The organism is Terrabacter sp. NPDC000476, assembly GCF_040300125.1.
Lineage (GTDB): Bacteria > Actinomycetota > Actinomycetes > Actinomycetales > Dermatophilaceae > Terrabacter.
This window is the reverse complement of sequence record NZ_JBEPDF010000001.1, coordinates 2,583,061-2,603,177: the sequence shown is the minus strand read 5'-3', so window position 1 is coordinate 2,603,177 and position 20,117 is coordinate 2,583,061. Positions and strand designations below refer to the sequence as shown.

Here is a 20,117-nt window from a genome sequence, read left to right as displayed (position 1 = left end):
ATCAGACGCCGGATCCAAGGCCGGGACGACGGCCGCCGCTACGCCGTCGGGAGGTGCTCGCGGAGGAACTCGGTGGTCGTCGCCCAGGCGAGCGCGGACGCCGCCGGGTGGTGCCACGGCATGTCGTCGTTGTCGAACGCGTGGTCGGCGCCGGCATACGTCTCGAAGACCGTGGCCGGCGCCTCGACGAGGCTCGCCTCGATGCGCCGCACGGTGTCGGTGTCGATGAACGAGTCGGCGAGCCCGAAGTGGTGCAGGCTCGGCGCGCTGACCGTCATCGTGTCGTGCAGGCCGGGCAGCGCCGAGCCGTAGTAGCTGACGAGGGCGTCGAGCGCGGGCCCGCCCTCGGCCTCGAGGTGCGCGGCGACGTTGAAGCCGAGGCCGCCACCGAAGCAGAAGCCCACCGCACCGACGCCGGCCGTCACCTCGTCGCGGTCGCGCAGCCACTCGACCGTGGCCGTGGCGTCGCCGACGGCGGCCGGCCAGTCGAGCTGCTGCACGAGTCCCATGCCCCGCGTCAGCGCGTCCTCACCCTCGACCGGGGTGGTCACGCCGAGCCGCCAGAAGACCTCGGGCGCCACGACGACGTAGCCGAGGGCGGCGAGGTCGGCCGCGCGGCGCCGCACGTAGGCGCTGACGCCGAAGATCTCCTGCAGCAGCACGATGCCCGGCCCCTGCCCACCCGGCGGGAGCCACAGGTGCGCGGGCATCGCGCCCGCGTCGGTCGTGATGGTCACGTCGGTCGGGGTCGCCGTCGTCGGCTCGGAGGTCATGCCGCCAGTATGCCGACCGGCTCACTCCTCGGGCTCACTCCTCGGGCTCACTCCTCGGGGCCGGTCCGCAGCCGGGCGCCCAGGGCGTAGGCCGCGACGACGAGGGCCGACGCGGCGACGACGACGTCCTTGAGGACGTACCGGGCCGTCGGCGTCGGGCCGTCCGGGAAGAGCTCGGACGTGAAGAGCGCCAGCGGCGACATGATGCCGATGAGGGCGCCGCCGAGCATGACGACGCCGACGGGGAGGAACCGGCCGGTGACGAGCGTCAGGCCGATCACCGTCTCGGTGACGCCCGTGAGCAGCACGGCGGCGTGCCCCGAGACGAGCCCGGAGGTCAGCCGGTCGAACGATGCCGATGTGACCGCCTCGGCGGGGCTGAGGCCCGGCACGAACCTGGCGGCGCCGAAGCCGAGGAAGAGCAGGCCCAGGCCGACCCGCAGCGCGACGAGGCCCCACCCGGCGCGGGGGCGCGGCCGCGGTTCGGCGGGCCGCTCGAGGGCGAGCTGGGGCATGGGCGTGCTCCTTCGAGGTCGTGGTGTCGTGACCTCAGAAGTCGCAGCGGCCGGAAAGATACCTGGCCGTCACCAGTTGAGCATCAGCCGGTCCTGCTTGTCGCGGAAGCCGCCGACGAGGATGAGCACGAGGTCGACGAGGGCCCAGATGCCGAAGCCTCCGAAGGTGACGAGCTGGAGGAGGCCGGTGCCGATCTTGCCGACGTAGAACCGGTGGATGCCGAGCACCCCGACGAAGAAGCAGAGCAGGGCGGCCGCGAGCCGCGACCGGTCGCTGACGGGCAGGCCGGAGGCGTCGAAGGTGACGGGGACGAAGGCCGCGGAGAGCGTCGGTGCCGGCGCGGCGCCCGGGACCGCCGGCAGCTGCGGCCCCGTCTGGTCGGTCCACCCGTCGCCGTCCCAGTAGCGCGACCGGGGCTTGCCCTCGGGGTCGGGGTACCAGCCGGCGGGGATCTCGCGGGGCGGTTGCTGGGTCATGGGTCCTCCGGTGGGGCAGCCTGTCGTGCGGCCGGCGGGGTGGTGCGCCGGGCCTCCCGTCCAGCATGGGGGATCCGCGCCGGCGGTGCGAGGTTCTCGGACTGGCTGGTGCCCGGGCTCGTCGCGCCCGGGCACATCCAGATCTCCTACCGTTGACGTCGCCGGGCTGCGACGCTGGGACGACCAGTCGCGCCCCGGGAGGTCCGATGAACCATGAGTCCGAGAGCCACGAGTCCATCTCCGTCGTCTACGCCGAACGGCCCGAGCCGGTGCGGTCCGACCTCGAGGGCACCCGGTCGTTCGGGAGCTCGAAGCTCGTCGAGCGGGTCGGCGAGGTCGACACCGGCGCCCTCGGGCGCAGCCTCCGGCGGCTCACCGCGCAGATGAACGACCTCTTCGACGAGGTGTCGCAGGCCGGTGGCGCGTTCGAGCTGTCGAGCTTCGACGTGGCCGTCGAGATCACCGGGTCGGGGGAGGTGCGCCTCATCGGCGCCGTCTCGGTCGAGCTGACCGGCGGGATCTCGCTCACCTTCACGCGCCGACCCGGGGCCACGCCGGCGGTCCCGCCACAGGCCACGACGCCGACCCTGCCCGCATGAGCAAGCCGTGTGCCGCCGCGGGGGGACGGCGGCACACGGCTCCTCGGGGTGCCGGCTAGGTGGGGTTGCCGGCGGGAGACTGCTCGTCGAACGCCGAGTGCCGGTCGTCCGGCACCGTCGACGGCCCCTGGGAGGGGGAGACCGTCTCGCGTTGGTCGACGAGCTTGTCGATGCCCTTGTCGACCGAGGCCCGCACCTTCGTGACGGTCTCGGTGTGCTTGCCGTTCGTCTTCTCCTCGACGATGCCCTCGGCCTTGTCGAGCGCCTCGTCGACCTTGCCCCGGTTCTCCTGCGCGTAGCCGGCGGCGGCCGACATCACGGCCTTGGCCATCTCGACGACCGCGTCGCCGAAGTCCTTGGCCTTCTCCTGCAGGTGGACCTCGTCCGCCTTGTGCTTGAGCTGCTCACCGAATGCCACGGTGTCTCCTCGGGGTGCAACGGCCCGGCCTCTCGCCGTGCTCACTGCCTCAACGGTCGTACCCGGTGCGCCCGTTCCACAACCGGGGTCGACCCGGACCCGTCCCCGAGCCCACCCCCGAGCCGACCCTGACCGGTGCGCGTGTCTCGTCGCTCACGTCGTCGCCGGATGTGACCCACGAGGCGGCGCCGACCCTCGGCACCGGCGGAGACTGGGAGTGCGGGCACGGCGCCCGGGCGGGTGACCGATCAGGAAGGACACGCCATGAAGCGGCTCGAGGGACGGGTGGCGCTCGTCACGGGCGCAGCGAGCGGCATCGGCCGGGCCACGGCCCGGCGCCTGGCGCAGGAGGGAGCAGCCGTGCTGCTCACCGACGTCGACGAGGCACTGGGGGAGACGACCACGGCGGAGCTGGCGCAGGACGGGGCGCGGGTCGAGTTCCTGCGCCACGACGTGACGAGCGAGGGTGACTGGGAGGCGGCCGTGGCCCGCGCCGTCGAGGCGTTCGGCGGGCTCGACGTGCTCGTCAACAACGCCGGCATGGGCGACCTCGCGACGATCGAGGAGACGAGCCTCGCGGACTGGGAGCGCACGGTCGCGGTCGACCAGACAGGCGTCTTCCTCGGGATGAGGACCGCCGAGCCGCACCTCAAGGCGTCGGGCCACGGCGCGGTCGTCAACATCAGCTCGATCTTCGGCACGAGCGGCGGCTTCGGCACGTCTCCGGCCTACCACGCGGCCAAGGGCGCGGTGCGCACGCTGACGAAGAACGTCGCCCTCCACTGGGCGGCCGAGGGGGTGCGCGTCAACTCGATCCACCCCGGCTTCATCGACACGCCGATCCTCGACTCGGCCCGGGGCACGCCCTTCGAACAGGTGATGGTCGAGCTGACGCCGATGGGGCGGCTCGGCCGCCCGGAGGAGGTCGCGGCCGGCGTCGCCTACCTCGCGAGCGACGACGCCGCGTTCGTCACCGGGCTCGAGCTCTACATCGACGGCGGCTACATCGCCCGCTGAGTCAGCGCCGCAGGGCGCTCGAGATCGCCCACTCGAGCACGGAGCGGTGCCGCGACCACTCGGGATCGCCCACCGACGGGGCCTGCGGGTCGCCGTCGGTGGCGGCCCCGTCGGCACCCTCGCCGCCCTGGGCACCCTCTGCACCGTCGGTGCCGGACGCGACGAGCGATCGCCGGATCGCCTCGTCGAGCTCGAGCCGGCCGCCGGGCGGCTCGCCGAGCACGTCGGCGGCGTCGCGCTCGGCCACCATGTCGTGCCCGAGGCTGGGGATGAGCGAGGCCACCGTGCCGCTCGGGACGTCGACGAGCAGGCCGGCCACGCGCGCGACCGCCTCGACGGGGGCGAGCCACACCGGCACCTGCACGCGCAGCAGTCGGGCGGCGCCGGCATACCTGCGCAGCAGCTCGACGTAGCTGACCCGGTCGGGCCCGACGACGTCGAGGTGGCCGGTGACCTCGGGGCGCTCGAGGGCCTCGGCGAGGAACCACACGGCGTCGCGCACGGCGACCGGTTGGATGACCGAGCCGCCCATCCACGCGGGCACGGTCTGCACGACCCCGAGGCGGTGCGACATCTGACGCATCACCTCGAAGCTCGTGGACCCCGCGCCCACGACCATCGACGCGCGCAGCGTCAGCACCGGGCAGGCGGCGGTCGCGAGCACCTCCTCGACCTCGAGGCGGGAGAGCAGGTGGTCGGACAGCTCGTCGTCGGGCAGGTCGGGCACGATGCCGGAGAAGTAGACGAGCCGGCGGGCGCCGACGACGCCGGCGGCATACGCGACGTTGTCGGCGGCGAGGCGGTCGAGGCGCATGAAGTCGTCGTCGTCGAGCCCGTGCACGAGGTAGACGACGGCGTCGACGCCGGTCAGCGCCTCGACGACCCGTTCCTCGTCGTGCACGTCCACGCGCCGCCACTGCACGTCACCGCTCCACGGGTATGCCGTCGCCGGGCTCCGGTGGTGCGTGGCCACGACCTCGTGGCCGCGGCGGAGCAGCTCGGGCACGAGACGGGAGCCGACGTAGCCGCTCGCGCCGACGACGGCGACCCTCATCGTCGCCGGCGCCGGAAGGAGCCGAGCAGGTCGGTCGCGGAGCGCACGAGGTCGAGCGCGCCCCCGTCGTCGTCGGGGCCGGCGTCGTCGACCGGGCCGGGCGTGGCCATGCACGAGAGGAACCGCTCGATGACCGGGTCGGAGGCGCGCTGCACGAGGCCCGCGCCGAAGTCCATCGGGAAGCCGAGGAAGACGAGGTCGGTAACGAGGTCGGCCCGGGTGCGGTTGCCGTCGCCGAGGGGGTGGAGCCGCAGGGTGATGTCGATCGTGGCGCGGCCGAGACCGTGCCGCTCCCGCCCGGTGGCCGCCAGGCGGGCGTGGCCGGCGTCCGCGTCGCGCTCGGTCATCGAGCCGGTGCCGTCGAACCACATCGACAGCGGGCCGAGCGTGGCACGGACCTCGCCGACGAAGTCGTCGCCGTCGACCTGCGTCACGCGGGCGCCGGGGAAGCACCGGCCGATGCGGCGCAGGTCCATGAAGTGGGCCCACACGGCGTCGAGCGGTGCGTCGAGCTCGTGCTCGTGGCCGAGTCGCATCGCGGGTCCCTCCGTCGCGCGCCACCGTCAGGGGGCGGTGGCATCGTCAACCTTCGTATACCCGTCCCAGCAGCTCCCAGTGCAGCCCGTCGCCCCAGCCGCCGTCGGCGAGGCGGTCGACGGCGTGCTCGCGCCCGAAGGGCACGAAGCCGACCGACCGGAGCACGGCGTTGCTCGCCTCGTTGTCGGCCGCGGTCTCGGCGACGAGCCGGCGCAGGCCGAGCCCGCCCTCGCCCTCGGGCGCCAGGGCGTGCGCGACGGCGAGGCGGGCGGCCTCCTTGGCGGCGCCGCGCCCGCGGGCACTCGGGAAGAACTGGTAGCCGAGCTCGGCGACGTCGGTGACCAGTCCGCTGCGACTGAAGACGGTGACACCGCCCAGCGCTCGGTCGTTCGCGAGATCGGCCACGCACCAGTCGATCCCGGTGCCCTCGGCCATCCGCTCCTGCCGGTCGCGGAGCCACCGCGGGTAGGTCTCGCGGCGCAGGACGGAGCGTGCCGGCATCCAGTGCCCGGGGTCGCCCTCGCGCGTCTCGATGGCGTCGACGTCGTCGGCCCGCCACGGCCGCAGCCGCACCGTGTCGCCCTCGTGCGGCGTGGCCTCGAGCCACGGGGTCCGCGGGGCGGGCGCGCCGTCGGGCGTGAGGCTCGCCGTCCACGTGTCGAGCGCCTCGGGCCCGCCGTCGGGGTCCGGGTGGCTGGCCGGGATCGTGCCGTGGAAGGTGAAGCCGGCGGCCCACGCGGCCCGGCGCGACCCCCAGTTGCCGGCGATGGCCCGCCAGTGCACCCGGGTCACCGGTGCTCCCCACACGGGCGTGGAGAAGGCGTGCGCCGTGACGAGGCGAACGGCGCGCGACATCAGGCCGCGCCCCCGGGCGTCGGGGTGCAGGCCGAAGCCGAGCTCGCCGGCCGACGCGGCCGCGCCGGGGCGCAGGTCGATGGTGCCGCCGAAGCGGGGCGTGCCGTCGGCATCGGTCCACTCGATCGCCCACGACCGGGTCGCGGTCGGCGAGGCCCACGCGGCCCGGTTGCCCTCGACGAACCCGACGGCGTGCTCACGGGTGTAGGGCCGGGGCACGGTCGTCCACCGCAGGCTCTCGGGGTCGCGGCACTGCTCGAGGAGCGCCTCGACGTCGGCGAGGGTGTGCGCCCTCAGCGTGACCACCCCGTCGGTGAGGCGGGGCGCGAGGTCGGCAGGTTCGGCTGGCACGGCGCTCACCCTGCCAGCGGGGGCCGACCGCCGCCAGCGAGATACGGCCAGGAGGTGGCCGGAAGGTCGGTGTGACGTCGCCGGCGGAAAAGGGACCGGGAGCCAGCGAGCTGGCTCCCGGTCACGGCCCGCCTCCCCTCCACAGGCTGCGTACCGACCCCTACATACCCACTGGGCGCTCCGACGAACAACGCGTTCGGCGAACTTCCGATCGGGAGGGGGTCGTCCCGGTGGTGGGGTGGGAGTCGCCCCCTGGCCACGACTCCCGCCCCGGCCCACCGGTGCCGACCGTCACCGTACGGAGCGTGTCGAGCGATCGCGGCCCGTGTTGCGCAAGATCTTGATCCGCGCAACAGTGCCTGCCATGGACCGCACGGCGAGGCTCGACGCGCAGGTGCGGTGGGTGCTGCGCAACGCCCGCCTCCAGGCTGCTGACCCGGCCCTACGCAGTGCGGCCGGCTTCGCCGCGGGCGGCGGCCGGGCCGCGCCGGTGCACCGGGCGCAGGTGGGCCGGTGGGAGGGCGGCGTGGCCCAGCTCGGCCGGGAGCTCGTGCGGCGCTACGAGACCGTGCTCGGCCTGCCCGAGGGGCGGCTGCTCGCGGCCGTCGACCTCTTCTCGCGCTCGCACGAGCCGGTGCGCCCGGCGGCGACCCTGCCGCCACCCGGGCCGCCCGACGTCGACGGCACGCTCGCGCTGCTCGAGCGCGCCCTGTCGTCGGAGCGGATGAGCGGCCTCGACTGGGACCGCCTCTCGGACCACGTCGGCCGGATGCCGCACGCCCTCGTCCGCGCGGCCGACTGGGAGGGCCTGCTGCGCCGGCTGCTCCACGAGGTGAGCGTCGGCATCGGCCTCGACTACGTGCAGCGCGCCGAGGCCATGGCGCGGCTCGCGGGCCATCCGCGCAGCGGGGCCGTCGTGGCGGCCCTCGCGGCCGAGGTGGTGGCCCGGCCCGAGGCGCCCTTCTACGTCGACACCCTCAGCCTGCTGCGCTTCATGGACGCCCCGCAGGCCCTGCCGGTGCTCGTCGGCCAGCTGCGCGACCCGACGAACGCCAGCACGCTGCGGGCCTGCCTCAGCGTGCTCACGGCACTCGTGCGGGGGACCCGGCTCGACCCCGAGACGCGCCTCGAGGCGATCCGGCTCGCCGTCTCGCACCTGCGTGACCCGAGCCACCCCTACCTCGTGCACCGCGGGGCGGCCAACCTCGTGCGCACCCTCGGTCCCTCGGGCAGCCGGCGTTTCGCGACCGTGCTCACGGCCGACGACCGCCGGGCCGCGGCCTCGATCATCCGCGACGGGCGCGCCATCACCGCCTCGGCCATCCGCGAGACGCACCGACGCATCCGCATCGAGCTCGAGGCGGGCGCGGCGCCGGAGTCCGCCGGGGAGCCCGTGCTCGCCGACCTGCTCGAGACGGCGCTCGGCGTGACGAACGAGGAGGACCGCTCCTACGCCCTCGGCGTCCTCATGCTCTCGCCGCAGAGCCGTGTCGTCGGCCGGGTGCACGCCGCGGCGTTCGCCGACGCCCTCGAGCGCTCCGACCACGTCGCCGCGCACGAGAGCGCGACCGTGCTCACCTGGATGGGCCAGCGCGAGGACCTCGACCTCTTCACCCGCGTCGCGCTCTCTCCGAGCTCGGCGCCCGACGTCGCCAAGGAGGCGGCCCACGTCGTCGGCAACACGAGGGAGCCCGCCGGGCCCCGCCGCGACGACCGCGAGGCGGAGCTCGCCCGGCGCGTGGCGGAGGTCGCCGCCCCGCCCGGGGCGCCGGCCGACGTGCAGCTGCTGCGCGGGCTCGTCTACGCCCTCGGGATGCGTGGGCGCCACGACCTGCTGGCCGAGGTCGTGCGGGCCCGGCCGGAGATGCCCGCGAGCGCCCGCGCCACCGTCGACGCCTGGCTGACCGTTCCGGATCACCTGAGACCCCTCCCGCAGCCGTGACGGTGCGTCGCTAGGTTGGGGTGGTGCAGACGGACGAGGTGCTGGACCTCCTGAAGGACGTGGCCGACGAGGTCATCAACCCGCGCTTCCGGGCGCTCGCCGACGGCGAGGTCCACGAGAAGCGCCCGGGCGACCTCGTGACGGACGCCGACCGCGAGGCCGAGGTGCTCATCACCGCCGCCCTGCTCGCGGCGTACCCCGACGCCGTCGTGCTCGGCGAGGAGACCTTCGCGGGCGACCCGTCGCTCATGGGGCGGTATGCCGTCGCCGAGCACGCGTTCACCGTCGACCCCGTCGACGGCACGAAGAACTTCGTCCACGGCTCGAAGGACCACGCCGTCATGGTGAGCGAGACCGTCGGCGGCGAGGCCGTGCGGGCCTGGATCTGGCAGCCCCAGCACGAGCTGGGCTACGTCGCCGAGCGCGGGGGCGGCACGTGGCGCCACGACGCCGCGGGCACGCACCGTCTCCACGTTCCCTCAGCCGGGTCCGGTGGCGGGGACGGTGACGGTGACGGCGGCCTGCGCGGCCGCACCTCGCGTCGCGCGTGGATCGGTCGGGCGCTCGAGGGGCTCGAGCCGCTCACCCTGACGTGGGTGTCGTGCGGGATCGACTACCCGAAGCTCGTCGAGGGCGAGGCCGACTACGTGCTCTACGGGTCGGCGGCCCCGTGGGACCACGTGCCCGGCTCCCTCCTGCTCGCGGAGGCAGGTGGGCTGCTCGGCACGACGGCGGGCGAGGTCTACTCGCCCCGCGACACCGCGCCCCCGGGCCTGGTCGCCGCGGGCAGCGAGGCGGCCTTCGAGGCCGTGTGCCGTGCGCTGGCCGCGAGCGACCTCGGCTGAGGTGGCAGGGGCATCGCCTGCGGGCTCGACCGCGCACGCGGTGCTCGCCGGCGTCGTCTGCGGGCTCGTCGGCTTCACGAGCTCGTTCGCCGTCGTCCTGACCGGACTGCGCGCCGTGGGGGCCGACCCGGAGCAGGCCGCGTCGGGGCTGCTCGTGCTGTGCGTGACGATGGGCCTCGGCTGCGTGCTCTTCTCGTGGCGGCTGCGGATGCCGATCACCATGGCGTGGTCGACGCCCGGCGCGGCCCTGCTCGCCGCCGCGACGGTCCCCGCGGGTGGGTTCCCTGCGGCCGTGGGCGCGTTCGTGGTCTGCGGCGTGCTCATCGCGCTCTGTGGACTCGTGCGGCCGCTCGAGCGCCTCGTCGAGGCGATCCCCACGTCGCTGGCGAGCGCGATGCTCGCCGGGGTGCTCCTGACCCTGTGCGTGGCGCCGTTCCGCGCCGTCGTGAGCTCGCCCGCGGCCGTCGCGCCGGTCATGCTGACGTGGCTCGTGCTCGTGGCGTTCGCCCGCCGCTGGGCGGTGCCGGGTGCGCTGGCGGCGGCCCTCGTCGTCATGGCGTGGCAGGGCGTGTTCGGTCGCCTCGACACCGGCGCGGCCGTCCCGGCCCTCGAGCTCGTCGTGCCGACGTGGCAGCCGACCACCCTCGTCGCCGTCGGGCTGCCGCTCTTCCTCGTGACGATGACGAGCCAGAACATCCCGGGCACGGCGGTGCTCGCCTCGTTCGGCTACCGCCCCGGCATGCGGGGGCCGCTCCTCTACACCGGCGGGGCGACCGCGCTCGGCGCGCTCGGCGGCGGGCACGCGATCAACCTGGCCGCGATCTCCGCCGCGCTCGCGGCCGGCCCGGAGGCGCACCCGGACCGGGGCCGGCGCTGGGTCGCCGGGGTGTCGTGCGGCGTCACCTACCTGGCGTTCGGGCTGCTCGCCGGTCTCGTGACGGCGGCCGCGCGCTCGGCCCCCGTCGGTCTCATCGAGACGATCGCGGGACTGGCCCTGCTCGGCACCTTCGCGGCTGCGGCGGCCGCGGCCCTCGGGGACCCGGCGACCCGCGAGGCCGGGGCCGTGACGCTCGTCGTGGCGGCATCCGGCATCACGCTGGCCGGCATCGGGGCCGCCTTCTGGGGGCTCGTCGCCGGGCTCCTCGTGCTGCTCGCGCTGAGGCTCGACCGGCGCCGGCGCGACGCGGCCTGAGCGCCCGACCGACGACGGCCTGAGCGCCCGACCGACCACGGTCGGGCGCCCGGGACCCGGTCACTCCTCCTCGGAGGCCTCCGCCGATGCCGTCTTCGACCGCGCGCTGCGCGCGGGGCCGGTCGTGGCCGCCTTCTTCGCCGCCCTGGCGGCCTTCTTCGCCGTGGCCGAGGGCGTGCTCGACTTCTTGGTCTTGACGTAGTCCTCGGGGTCCTTGTCCTCGGGCGTGATGCCCTCGGCCCAGCGCACCGCCTCGTAGCGGAGGAACTGCAGCGCGATCTCGTGCCGCAGCTCGAGGCTGGCCTGCTGGCGGAAGTCGGCGAGGTCCTGGCGCTCCTCCTCGCCCATGTGGTCGCTGTTGTGCACGTTCGCGTCGACGACGGCCGTCCACCACGCGTCGGAGCCGGTGCGGCAGCGTCCGACCCGGCGCACGGCCTTGCGGATCTCGTTGTGGTCGTGGACGGCGTCCTCGACCTCCTCGTCGACCGACTCGGCGTCGGCGCCACCCGTGCCGAGACGGAGCAGCTCGGGGTAGAAGTAGAGCTCCTCGGCCTCGGCGTGCGTCTCGAGGAGGATCTCGAGGCGCTTCCACAGGGCCGCGAGGCCCTCGTGGTCGTCGCGCGGCCACTCCTCGAGCATGGCGAACATCCGCCGCTGCTCGTCGTGCTGGCGGAGGATGACGTCGGTGATGTCCACGGGTGGCCTTTCGTTCGTCCGGCGGGTTCCGGATCCCACTGTGCCGCATCCATACCCGATGTCCGTAGAGGGGCGGAGCGACCGATCCGCTGATCGCGCCGATCCGTGGAATCGGGTATCACCGCCCCCCGTGCGTGCCACCGTTGGTGCATGACGAGCAACGACCTGGTCGTGGTGCTCCCGGGCATCACGGGCAGCACCCTCGGGATCCGCGGCGACGACGGGTCGCCCGCGAGCGAGAACCTCATCTGGGCGCCCAGCGCCGGAGCGGTGTGGAAGCTGTTGACCGGTGGGAGCTCGATCCTGCGCAAGGCCCTGCCGGAGGGCATCGGCGACGGCCATCCAGGCGACGGGGTGGAGCCGGTCGGGCTGATGCCCGACGTCCACGTGCTGCCGGGCATCTGGACGCCGATCCGGGGCTACGACGTGCTCGTCGACGCGCTCGAGCAGCAGGGCTACCAGCGCGGGACGGGCGGCAAGCCGGCCACGCTCATCCCCTTCGCCTACGACTGGCGCCTCTCCAACCGCTACAACGGCGAGCGCCTCAAGACCGTCGTCGAGCCCGCGCTCGAGCGGCTGCGCGCCCAGGGCGGGGCGTATGCCGACGCCGAGGTCGTCTTCGTCTGCCACTCCATGGGTGGCCTCGTCGCCCGCTGGTACGTCGAGAGGTGCGGAGGTGCCGAGGTGACCCGCAAGCTCATCACCCTCGGCACGCCCTGGCGCGGCGCGACCGATGCGCTCGAGCAGCTCGTCAACGGGGTCAGGAAGGGGATCGGACCGCTCTCGATCGACCTCACGGACTTCTCGCGGAGCCTGCCCTCGCTCTTCCAGCTGCTTCCGGAGTTCGCGTGCATCGCCGACCCGGGCGCGGAGGGTGGCTACGCGAAGACGACGGAGGTGTCGCTGCCGAACGTCAGCACCGCGATGGTCGCCGACGCGATGGCCTTCCACACCGACCTGCAGGCGGCGGAGGCCGCGCGACCGGGCAGCCGCGCGGCGCACCTCGTCGTCGGCGTCCGGCAGCCCACGGCGACGACCGTCCAGATCGCCGGCGGCCACGTCACGACCTACCGGGGCTTCGGGGCCGACGACGACCTCGGCGACGGCACGGTGCCGCTGACGGGCGCGATCGGGCTCGGGGAGGCGCTCGACACGAACCTCGCGGTGCGGGTGCCCGAGCAGCACGCGAACCTCCAGTGCAACCAGACGGTGCTCGACCAGGTGCAGGAGATCCTCTCGGCCCGGCCGCTGCGCCGGCGCGAGCTGGCGGACACGAGCGTGCGCGCCGTCGTGCCCGACCTCGTCACCACGCAGGAGGGCCTCGACGTCGGCTTCGACCTCGAGCCCGACGTGGCCGGCGTCGACCCGTCGGGCAAGGCCGTCACCGTCACGGTGCGCGCCGCGGACGGCCGGGTGCTCGCGACGGCCGCTCCTTCGGTCGTCGACGGGCACGGCGAGGCGTCCTTCGCGGGGCTCCCCCCGGGCACGCACACGGTGACGATCGCGGGCTCGGCCCCGAGCTCGACGGTGCGACCCGTCACCTCGACCGCGCTCGTGTGGCCCGACGGGGTGGTTGGGTAGGAGCAGCGAGACCGGCGCACCGTCGCGCCGGCGCGAAGCGACCGGAGGACCCATGAGCGACACCCCGACGCCCGACGCCAGCAGCTCCGAGACCAGCCCCGAGACCGGCACCGAGGCGACCAGCCCAGGCACGATCGGCTACGACTGCATCGCCCTCGACTGCGCCGACCCGGCTGGGGTCGCGCAGTTCTACGCCGACCTGCTCGGCGGCCGGGTCGAGGCCGACCCCGACGGCGACTGGTTCGACGTGCTGTGGATGGGCCCGCGCATCGCCACGCAGCTCGCGCCGGGCCACGAGTCGCCCGACTGGCCCCGGGGCCAGCAGCAGGCCCACCTCGACTTCGTCGTCGTCGACATCGCCGCGGCCCACGACCGCGTGCTCGCCCTCGGCGGCGCCGCGCTCGACCCCGTCGACCCGCCGCACCCGGCACCCGAGCGGGGCTTCCGGGTCTACGCCGACCCTGCCGGCCACCCCTTCTGCCTCTGCCGCCCGACGGAGGACGCCTGGGGCTGAGCCCTGCTCACCCCACGGGGTCGAACCCCTCGAGGACGATCCCGAAGTGCTCGAGGAGGGCCCGGCGCACGTCGTCCTCCGCGAGCCGGGTCTCGTGCCGCCGGCCGTGGGTCGTCGTGATGAGCCGGTCGCCGCTCAGGGTGACTCGGCCGGTCGGGGTGAGCCGCGAGACGACCCGTGACCGCGTGAAGTGGCTCTCGGGCGAGGTCTGCTGCCAGCGGTGGCGCGCCTCGAAGTCCGAGAGGCCGTGCGGCGTCGTCGTGAAGACGTACTGCGTGCGCCACGGCTCGTCGGGCCGGCGCTCGCGGTAGTGCCAGTCGGCGCCGGCGGCGAGGAGGCCGACGTGCTTGCCCGGCTCGGCCCGGTCCTCGTCGTCGCGCAGCGCGAGCGGCTCGACGAAGGCGTCGCCGAAGCCGACGTCCGCGAGCACCGGCCCGTCGAGGTCGCCGCCCGAGACCACGAGCGCGAGGTGGTCGAAGTCGGGGGTGAGCCCGTCGTCGCCCGTGGCGACGCGTGCCGACACGAGGTCGACGGCATACCCGAGGTGGCGCAGCAGCAGCGCGAAGAGGCCGTTGAGCTCGTAGCAGTATCCGCCGCGCCGCCGCGCGACCACCTTGTCGAGCAGGGCGGCCCGGTCGAGCCCGATGGGCCGGCCGAGCGAGATGTCGAGGTTCTCGAAGGGCACGGCCAGCAGGTAGGCTCGGTGCAACGAGGCCAGCGCCTCCGCCGTCGGGGCCTCGGGAGCGGCGGCACCGATGCGGGCGAGGTAGGCAGCGGCCTCGGTGTCGGTCAGGGCGGTGTCGGTGAGGGTCACGGGCCCATGCTGCGACCTCGAGCGCACCTGAGGTCAAGCGGGCGCGGGGAGCGGCAGGGTGACGCCCACCATCGTCACGCCGCGCCCGTCGCGGTCGTATGCCGTCCGCTCGAGCAGCTGCCCGGCCGCGGTGCGCAGGGCGGCGGGGTCGAGCGTCGGCGCGTCGAGGGGCGCGCGCTCGACCGCGGTGGTGCCGTCGTCGTAGCGGACGAGCACCTCGAGGCGCCGGGGGAGACGGGGCGGGTCGTCGAGCCCGCGGACCCGCGCGACCGCGCGCTCGACGCACGCGTCGAGGACGGCGACGACCTTCGAGCGGGTGCGGGTGGCCGGGAACGAGCGGCTCGCGCTCACGGACCGTCGCGCGCCAGGCAGGCGGATCGTCGCGTCGTCGGTGCCGCGCGCGATGGAGACGAGACGACGGGCCATGGCCGTGCCGACCACGGGGGCGAGGTCCTCGACGTCGAGACCGTCGAGGTCCGCCACGGCGAACAGCCCTGTCGCGTGGAGCTTCTCGTACGTCGTGGGGCCGACACCCCAGAGGTCGTCGAGCCGCAGCCGCGGACGGAGGTGGGCCTCGAGCTCGGCGTCGACGACGACGAGGCCGTCGGGCTTGGCGCGGCGGCTCGCGAGCTTCGCCATGAGCTTGGTGCGCCCGACACCGACCGACACGGGCAGGCCGACCTCGGCGCGGGCCGCCTCACGCAGGGCGCGCGCGAGCCCGACCGGGTCGCCGTCGTCGCGACCGGCCACGTCGAGGAAGGCCTCCTCCACCGAGCCGGGCTCGACGAGCGGCGTGAACCGGTGGAAGAGCGCGAAGAGCGCGGCCGACGCCTCGGCGTAGGCCTCGTCGCGGTAGCCGGTGACGAGCACCTGCGGCCACCGCCGCTGCACCTGGCGCAACGGCATACCGGCGTGGACGCCGAGCGCGCGGGCCTCGTAGGACGGGCAGGCGACGACCTCGTGGGCCACGACCATGGGGCGCCCACGCAGCGCGGGGTCGTCGCGCTGCTCGACCGACGCGAAGAACGCGTCGGCGTCCGCGTGCAGGATCACCACGGGAGGAGTCTGCGCCGGACCACCGACAGCAGCCCGACCGACAGCAGCTCAGTAGCCGGCGTGGTCGAGCGCCTCGGTCGTCAGCTGCCGGCCGAGCTCGATCATCTCGGCCGCCCGGTGGAAGTCGAGGGTGCGCACGGCGTTCGAGGGCACGGTGACGAGGACGTCGGGCGGGTTGCTCGCCATCCGGTAGCGCGAGATGAGGGCGCTCATGGTGTCGAACGACATGTTGAGCAGGTCGACGAGCCCGACGTCCGCCGACCTGACGACGAGCGCCTCGGTAGGGGTCTGCGGCACCGCGGCGGCCGCGGCGACCGCCTCGGGTGGGAGGGGCGCCTCGGGGTCGACGTCGCGCGGGTGCGCGCCGAACCGGCTCGTGATCGCCCGCACCCGCTCGGAGTCGAGCACCTCGGTGGCGCTGCGCCGCAGCCTTGTCGTCCACTCCTCGCGGGGGCGCTGCTCCGACGACTCCTTGACGGGCGTCGTCGGGCCGCCGGTCGCGCGCATGCCCGAGAGCGAGACGGCGATGGTGAGGTCGGCCGAGGCGGCGGCCGTCGGCTCGATGGGGATCGGGTTGATGAGGCCGCCGTCGACGAGCACGCGCCCGTTGATGACGGCGGGCGTGATGACGCCCGGGATGGCGATGGACGCTCGGATCGCGTGCTCCACCGGCCCCCGCTGGAACCAGACCTCCCTGCGCGCGTTGATGTCGGTGGCGACCGCGGTGAACGGGACCGGCAGGCTCTCGATCGTCGCGCCGTCGAGGATCTCGCCCACCTTCGCGATGATCCGCTCGGCCCGGATCGCGCCGCCCGGCGACGCGATGTTGAGGTCGAGCAGGCGCCACACCTCGCGCTGGGTCAGGCTGCGCGCCCACGCCGTGTACTCCTCGAGGCGGCCGGCCGCGGCCACCCCACCCACGAGCGCGCCCATCGAGGTGCCGGCGATCGACACCACCTCGAACCCGCGCTCGGCGAGCACCTCGAGCGCCCCGACGTGGGCGTAGCCCCGAGCGCCGCCCGAGCCCAGCACGACCGCTGCACGCATCCCCTCAGCCACGCTCCGACGATACGGCCTCCGGGACCGCGGCTGGCCGGAGCCCGGGATGTCCGGAATGGCGGGCGATGCGCCGGCAGGCCACCTAGGCTGGGAGCACGCATCCGGCGTCGAGAGCGAGGACCCATGGCACGCCCCACGGCCCTGGTGGTCGAGGACACCCCCGAGTTCGCGCTGCTCAGCACGAAGCTGCTCGAGACCGAGGGATTTCGGGTGGTCACCACGCCGGACGGAGAACGCGCGGTCGACCTGGCCCGCCGCGAGACCCCGGAGCTCGTGCTCCTCGACATCACCCTCCCGGGCCTGGACGGCATCGAGGTGTGTCGCCGGATCCGTGAGTTCTCCGACTGCTACGTCGTCATGGTGACGGCTCGGCACGAGGAGATCGACCGGGTCCTCGGGCTGTCCATGGGCGCTGACGACTACGTGACCAAGCCCTACTCCAGCCGCGAGCTCGCAGCCCGCATCAAGGCGATGCGTCGCCGTCCGCGCACCCCGGCGAACCCGGAGCTGCGCCGCTTCGGCGAGCTGGTCGTCGACCCGGTGGCGCGCGAGGTGAGCCTCGGCGGCGAACCGCTCGACCTCACGAAGATCGAGTACGACCTGCTCGACCTGCTCTCCGGGTCGCCGCGCCGCACGTTCGAGCGGGCCCAGCTCATGAGCGAGGTGTGGGGCGGGGAGTGGCACGGCGACGACCACGTCATCGACGTCCACCTCGGCAACCTGCGCCGCAAGCTCGGCGAGAGCGCGTCGCGGCAGCGCCACATCCGCACCGTGCGCGGGGTCGGCTACCGCTTCGAACCTTCACCCGCGGCGGCGACGGCGCAGGGTTGACGCCGTCAGGACGAGGCCGACACCACCGGCGACGACGGGCACGAGGTCGGCCGGACCCCGCCCGCTCGGCTCGGGAGGCACCGAGCCGACGAGCACCCGGCGGCTCCCCGACGGGGTGACGCCGACGGCGACGACGCTCGTGCCCGGGGCGCTCGTGACGCTCGCCGCCACGACGCTCGCCTCGACGGTGCCGGTGTCGTCCGCCGACACGCTGCGGGTCGCGTCGTCACCGAAGCGGACCTCGGTCGTCGACCCGCCGCGGAAGCCGACGCCCTGCAGCCGCAGGCGTGGACCGCTCGGGGCCAGCTCCGCGGGTCCTGCGGCCTGCGGAGCCGGGGAGACGTCCCACGACACGGCGAGGGCGTCGGCCGTCGCGCCGTAGCCGGGACCTTCGGCCGCCGCGACCGGCGCCAGGGCCACGCCGGTCGCGACGAGTGCGAGGCCGGCTGCCGCGACGGCACGTCGCAGGGTGGAAGGGCGCCGCTCTCGGGTCGGGTTCATGTCAGCGAGCGTGCGCCCCGGTCCGACGGCGGGACAAGGGTGTTGACCCGATCCGGCGCGGATCTTGAGCGTGGCTTGAGACGGGTCCACGACGCTCACCGACATGACCGCACGCACCGAGCGCCCCGCCGTGCCCTCCTCCCGCAGGTCGGGTCCGTCCCGGCCGGCGTGGCGCCGACTCCGGCCGGGTGTGTCCGCCGTCATCCTCGCCGTCGCCGTCCAGAGCGTCGGCAACCTCGTCTTCCACGCCGTGGCGGGGCGTTCGCTGCGCCCCGCCGACTACGGGGCGCTCGGTTCGGTGCTCGCGGTCATGGTGCTCCTGGCCGTCCCGCTGTCGGGCCTGCAGACCGCCGCGTGCGCGGCCGTGGCCGCGCACGGCGGTGCCCTGACGTCCGGGAGCCTCCGCTGGCTCGTTGGCCTGCCGACGGCCGTCGCCCTGGCACCCGCCGCCCTCCTCGTCGCCGTGGTTGGTCCGGTCGCAGCCTGGTTCCGGCTCCCGTCGGCGACGGGAGCCGTCGTGCTCGCGCCGAGCCTCGTCGTCGCCGTCACCCTCTCGTGCGTCCGTGGGATGCTGCTCGGCGCCGGGGCGCCCGGTCCCGTCGCCGTCGGCTACGTCGCCTCGGTCGGGGTCCGCCTCCTCTCCGTCGTCGTCGTGACCCCCTCGGTGGCGTCCGCGCTCGTCGGGAGCCTCGCCGGCGAGCTGCTCGCGACCGGGCTCGCCGTCCGTGCGGTGCGTCGCCGGTCGACGGCGGGCGACCCCGTGCACCTCGGGGGGCTCCGTGTAGCTCGGAGCGTCACGGCCCTGCTCGTCCTCTTCCTCTTCACCTCCGGCGACATGTTCCTTGCCCGGCACCACCTCGCGCCCGAGCTGAGCGGTTCCTACGTGGCGGCCGCCACTGTGGCCAAGACCGCGCTCGCGCTCCCGGCAGCGGCCATGGCTGTACTCTTCCCGCGCCTCGTGGCGTCGTGGTCGACCCCGAGACCCGCGGCCGGCATCCTGCGGGCGGCGGTCGTCGTCGTCGGCCTCGCCACGGCCGGGACGGCCGTCGTGGCTGTGGCCCCGGGGCTGCTGCTCGACCTGCTCTTCCACGACGCCTACGACGGCGTGGCCGACGTGCTGCGTGTCCTCGCCCTGACGGCCGTGCTCTCGTCGGTCGTCACCGTCGGGGTCAACAGTGCCCTCGCGCGCGGCAGCTGGGCGGCCGTGGCCGTGCCGACCGCCGGCGCCGTCGTGGAGGTCGTCGTCATCACTCTGCGACACGCCGACGCGATCCAGGTGGCCTGGGGATCGGCATGGTCGGCGCTGGTCACGGTCGTCCTCGCCATCGGTGTTGAATCGCGAGCGACGTTGTGCCGCAACGGTTCCCGCGATCTACCAAAGCCTGCGCCGACCCTGCGCCGCGCTTGAGAAGGGCTTGAGGATGCGTCGTCATTGTCTCATCCATGACCACTACTGCCACCGTCGCGGCCGCGGAAACCATTGTGCCGCAGAGCATCTCCCGCTTCACTTCGCTCGATTCGGCGATGGCTCGGCAGCGCGAGGCCTGGGACCTCGGTGCCGGACGCGCTCTCGCACCGGCCGACCCCGACGTCACCCTCTCGGTCGTCGTCCCCTTCTACAACCCGGGCGATGCGCTGGCCCCGACGCTGGCGAGGCTGGCCGCGGTGCTTGACGCGACCGGCCACACGTACGAGGTCATCGCCGTCTCCGACGGCTCGACCGACGGGTCCGAGCGCACGGTCGTCGGCCTGCACCCTCGGGTCCGGGTCGATGTCGCCGATCGCAACCGTGGCAAGGGTGCCGCGCTCCGGCGGGGCTTCGCCCAGAGTCGCGGCTCCTACGTCGCCTTCATCGACGCCGACGGAGACATCTGCCCCTCGCACGTGCCCGCCTACCTCGAGGCGGCCATGGTCGGCGGCCACCCCGTGGTGTACGCCGACAAGCGCCACCACGAGTCGGTCAACCCGTCGACGACGAAGCGCCGCGTCATCTCGTGGACCTTCTCCACCGTCGTGACGACGCTCTTCGCCGTCGAGGCCCGCGACACCCAGACCGGCTGCAAGGTGCTCCACCGCGACGCGCTCGCCGCCGTCTTCCCCTACCTGCGGGAGGAGGGCTTCGCGCTCGACCTCGAGCTCTTCGTCGCCCTCGGCCAGGCGGGCCGTACCGGCTCCCTCGGGATGCCGGTGGCGATCAACGAGCGCCTCGCCGGCTCGACGATCAGCACGGGCAGCATCGTCCGCACCCTCAAGGACACCCTGCGCGTCTTCGGCCGCTGCCACGTCGGCCGGGCGTACGCCCCGGCGCGCACCGGAACACCGCCGGCCGGCGTCGCGTCCCTGCACCCCCACCGGACCGAGGCACCCCACGGAGCTGTCGGCGCCGCCGACGCCGCCTGACCCGCCTGACCCGCCTGACCCGCCTGACCCGCCTGACCCGCCTGACCCACCCGACCACACCCGAACGACACGACCCAAGGAGCCGACCCC

Annotated in this window: 22 protein-coding genes; 10 read left to right on the top strand and 12 right to left on the bottom strand. The window is 74.4% G+C overall.

Annotated features, from left to right (window positions below):
• Positions 1–38 precede the first annotated feature (38 nt).
• The 3 genes from ABT295_RS12210 to ABT295_RS12200 all read right to left on the bottom strand — a co-directional run bounded on the left by ABT295_RS12210 (position 39) and on the right by ABT295_RS12200 (position 1,765).
• Entirely contained in the window at positions 39–773 is a 735-nt protein-coding gene (locus ABT295_RS12210) for a dienelactone hydrolase family protein (RefSeq protein WP_352394621.1), read from the bottom strand.
• A 47-nt stretch (positions 774–820) separates the two neighbouring features.
• Positions 821–1,288, bottom strand: coding sequence for a DoxX family protein (locus ABT295_RS12205; RefSeq protein ID WP_352394620.1), 468 nt, complete (start codon positions 1,286–1,288; stop codon positions 821–823).
• A gap of 69 nt (positions 1,289–1,357) precedes the next feature.
• Entirely contained in the window at positions 1,358–1,765 is a 408-nt protein-coding gene (locus tag ABT295_RS12200) for an NINE protein (RefSeq protein ID WP_352394619.1), read from the bottom strand.
• Positions 1,766–1,971: 206 nt separating this feature from the next.
• On the opposite strand from ABT295_RS12200, the gene ABT295_RS12195 reads away from it, so the two are divergent.
• Complete coding sequence (locus ABT295_RS12195; protein WP_352394618.1) at positions 1,972–2,364, top strand: Pepco domain-containing protein; 393 nt, start codon at positions 1,972–1,974, stop codon at positions 2,362–2,364.
• Positions 2,365–2,419: 55 nt separating this feature from the next.
• Here ABT295_RS12195 and ABT295_RS12190 read toward each other — a convergent pair whose 3' ends face one another.
• Positions 2,420–2,782 carry an antitoxin gene (locus tag ABT295_RS12190; protein ID WP_345505844.1) on the bottom strand — a complete coding sequence of 121 codons (363 nt, stop codon included), beginning with the start codon at positions 2,780–2,782 and terminating at the stop codon, positions 2,420–2,422.
• A gap of 264 nt (positions 2,783–3,046) precedes the next feature.
• On the opposite strand from ABT295_RS12190, the gene ABT295_RS12185 reads away from it, so the two are divergent.
• Positions 3,047–3,799 carry an SDR family NAD(P)-dependent oxidoreductase gene (locus ABT295_RS12185; protein WP_352394617.1) on the top strand — a complete coding sequence of 251 codons (753 nt, stop codon included), beginning with the start codon at positions 3,047–3,049 and terminating at the stop codon, positions 3,797–3,799.
• Between the two features lies 1 nt (position 3,800).
• Here the strand turns inward: ABT295_RS12185 and ABT295_RS12180 are convergent, their stop codons facing one another.
• Genes ABT295_RS12180 through ABT295_RS12170 form a run of 3 tightly spaced genes read right to left on the bottom strand, consistent with a single transcriptional unit; the run spans position 3,801 to position 6,596 of the window.
• Entirely contained in the window at positions 3,801–4,853 is a 1,053-nt protein-coding gene (locus ABT295_RS12180) for an NAD-dependent epimerase/dehydratase family protein (protein WP_352394616.1), read from the bottom strand.
• Positions 4,850–5,389, bottom strand: coding sequence for an SRPBCC family protein (locus ABT295_RS12175; protein WP_352394615.1), 540 nt, complete (start codon positions 5,387–5,389; stop codon positions 4,850–4,852). Before ABT295_RS12175 ends, ABT295_RS12180 begins: the two co-directional genes overlap by 4 nt.
• 46 nt (positions 5,390–5,435) lie before the next feature.
• A complete protein-coding gene (locus ABT295_RS12170) occupies positions 5,436–6,596 on the bottom strand; it encodes a GNAT family N-acetyltransferase (RefSeq protein ID WP_352394614.1) in 1,161 nt (386 codons plus the stop codon).
• A gap of 364 nt (positions 6,597–6,960) precedes the next feature.
• On the opposite strand from ABT295_RS12170, the gene ABT295_RS12165 reads away from it, so the two are divergent.
• From ABT295_RS12165 to ABT295_RS12155, 3 genes are read left to right on the top strand one after another with little or no spacing between them, the layout of a single operon-like run.
• Positions 6,961–8,538, top strand: coding sequence for a hypothetical protein (locus tag ABT295_RS12165; protein ID WP_352394613.1), 1,578 nt, complete (start codon positions 6,961–6,963; stop codon positions 8,536–8,538).
• A gap of 23 nt (positions 8,539–8,561) precedes the next feature.
• Positions 8,562–9,383, top strand: coding sequence for an inositol monophosphatase family protein (locus ABT295_RS12160; protein WP_352394612.1), 822 nt, complete (start codon positions 8,562–8,564; stop codon positions 9,381–9,383).
• A gap of 1 nt (position 9,384) precedes the next feature.
• Positions 9,385–10,575 carry a benzoate/H(+) symporter BenE family transporter gene (locus tag ABT295_RS12155; RefSeq protein ID WP_352394611.1) on the top strand — a complete coding sequence of 397 codons (1,191 nt, stop codon included), beginning with the start codon at positions 9,385–9,387 and terminating at the stop codon, positions 10,573–10,575.
• 60 nt (positions 10,576–10,635) lie between these two features.
• On the opposite strand, the gene ABT295_RS12150 is transcribed toward ABT295_RS12155, so the two are convergent.
• Entirely contained in the window at positions 10,636–11,271 is a 636-nt protein-coding gene (locus ABT295_RS12150) for a hemerythrin domain-containing protein (RefSeq protein WP_352394610.1), read from the bottom strand.
• 150 nt (positions 11,272–11,421) lie between these two features.
• On the opposite strand from ABT295_RS12150, the gene ABT295_RS12145 reads away from it, so the two are divergent.
• Both ABT295_RS12145 and ABT295_RS12140 read left to right on the top strand, forming a co-directional pair.
• A complete protein-coding gene (locus ABT295_RS12145; RefSeq protein ID WP_352394609.1) occupies positions 11,422–12,852 on the top strand; it encodes a lipase/acyltransferase domain-containing protein in 1,431 nt (476 codons plus the stop codon).
• A gap of 52 nt (positions 12,853–12,904) precedes the next feature.
• The gene (locus tag ABT295_RS12140; protein ID WP_352394608.1) at positions 12,905–13,366 is read left to right on the top strand and encodes a VOC family protein; all 462 of its coding nucleotides are present in this window, start codon (positions 12,905–12,907) and stop codon (positions 13,364–13,366) included.
• Between the two features lie 7 nt (positions 13,367–13,373).
• On the opposite strand, the gene ABT295_RS12135 is transcribed toward ABT295_RS12140, so the two are convergent.
• From ABT295_RS12135 to ABT295_RS12125, 3 genes are read right to left on the bottom strand one after another with little or no spacing between them, the layout of a single operon-like run.
• On the bottom strand, positions 13,374–14,180 hold the full coding sequence (locus ABT295_RS12135; protein WP_352394607.1) for an arylamine N-acetyltransferase family protein: 807 nt from the start codon (positions 14,178–14,180) through the stop codon (positions 13,374–13,376).
• 33 nt (positions 14,181–14,213) lie between these two features.
• Positions 14,214–15,236, bottom strand: coding sequence for a Y-family DNA polymerase (locus tag ABT295_RS12130; protein ID WP_352394606.1), 1,023 nt, complete (start codon positions 15,234–15,236; stop codon positions 14,214–14,216).
• 48 nt (positions 15,237–15,284) lie between these two features.
• Positions 15,285–16,295: a patatin-like phospholipase family protein gene (locus ABT295_RS12125; protein ID WP_352394605.1), complete on the bottom strand. Its 1,011-nt coding sequence runs from the start codon at positions 16,293–16,295 to the stop codon at positions 15,285–15,287.
• Between the two features lie 123 nt (positions 16,296–16,418).
• Between ABT295_RS12125 and ABT295_RS12120 the strand changes: the two genes are divergently transcribed.
• Positions 16,419–17,126 (top strand): response regulator, encoded by a 708-nt coding sequence (locus ABT295_RS12120; protein ID WP_352394604.1) that lies wholly within the window; start codon positions 16,419–16,421, stop codon positions 17,124–17,126.
• On the opposite strand, the gene ABT295_RS12115 is transcribed toward ABT295_RS12120, so the two are convergent.
• The gene (locus tag ABT295_RS12115) at positions 17,097–17,627 is read right to left on the bottom strand and encodes a hypothetical protein (RefSeq protein ID WP_352394603.1); all 531 of its coding nucleotides are present in this window, start codon (positions 17,625–17,627) and stop codon (positions 17,097–17,099) included. The two genes, ABT295_RS12120 and ABT295_RS12115, sit on opposite strands and share 30 nt — an antisense overlap.
• A 103-nt stretch (positions 17,628–17,730) precedes the next feature.
• Between ABT295_RS12115 and ABT295_RS12110 the strand changes: the two genes are divergently transcribed.
• Positions 17,731–19,035 (top strand): lipopolysaccharide biosynthesis protein, encoded by a 1,305-nt coding sequence (locus ABT295_RS12110; RefSeq protein WP_352394602.1) that lies wholly within the window; start codon positions 17,731–17,733, stop codon positions 19,033–19,035.
• 116 nt (positions 19,036–19,151) lie between these two features.
• A complete protein-coding gene (locus ABT295_RS12105; RefSeq protein WP_352394601.1) occupies positions 19,152–20,027 on the top strand; it encodes a glycosyltransferase family 2 protein in 876 nt (291 codons plus the stop codon).
• Positions 20,028–20,117 lie beyond the last annotated feature (90 nt).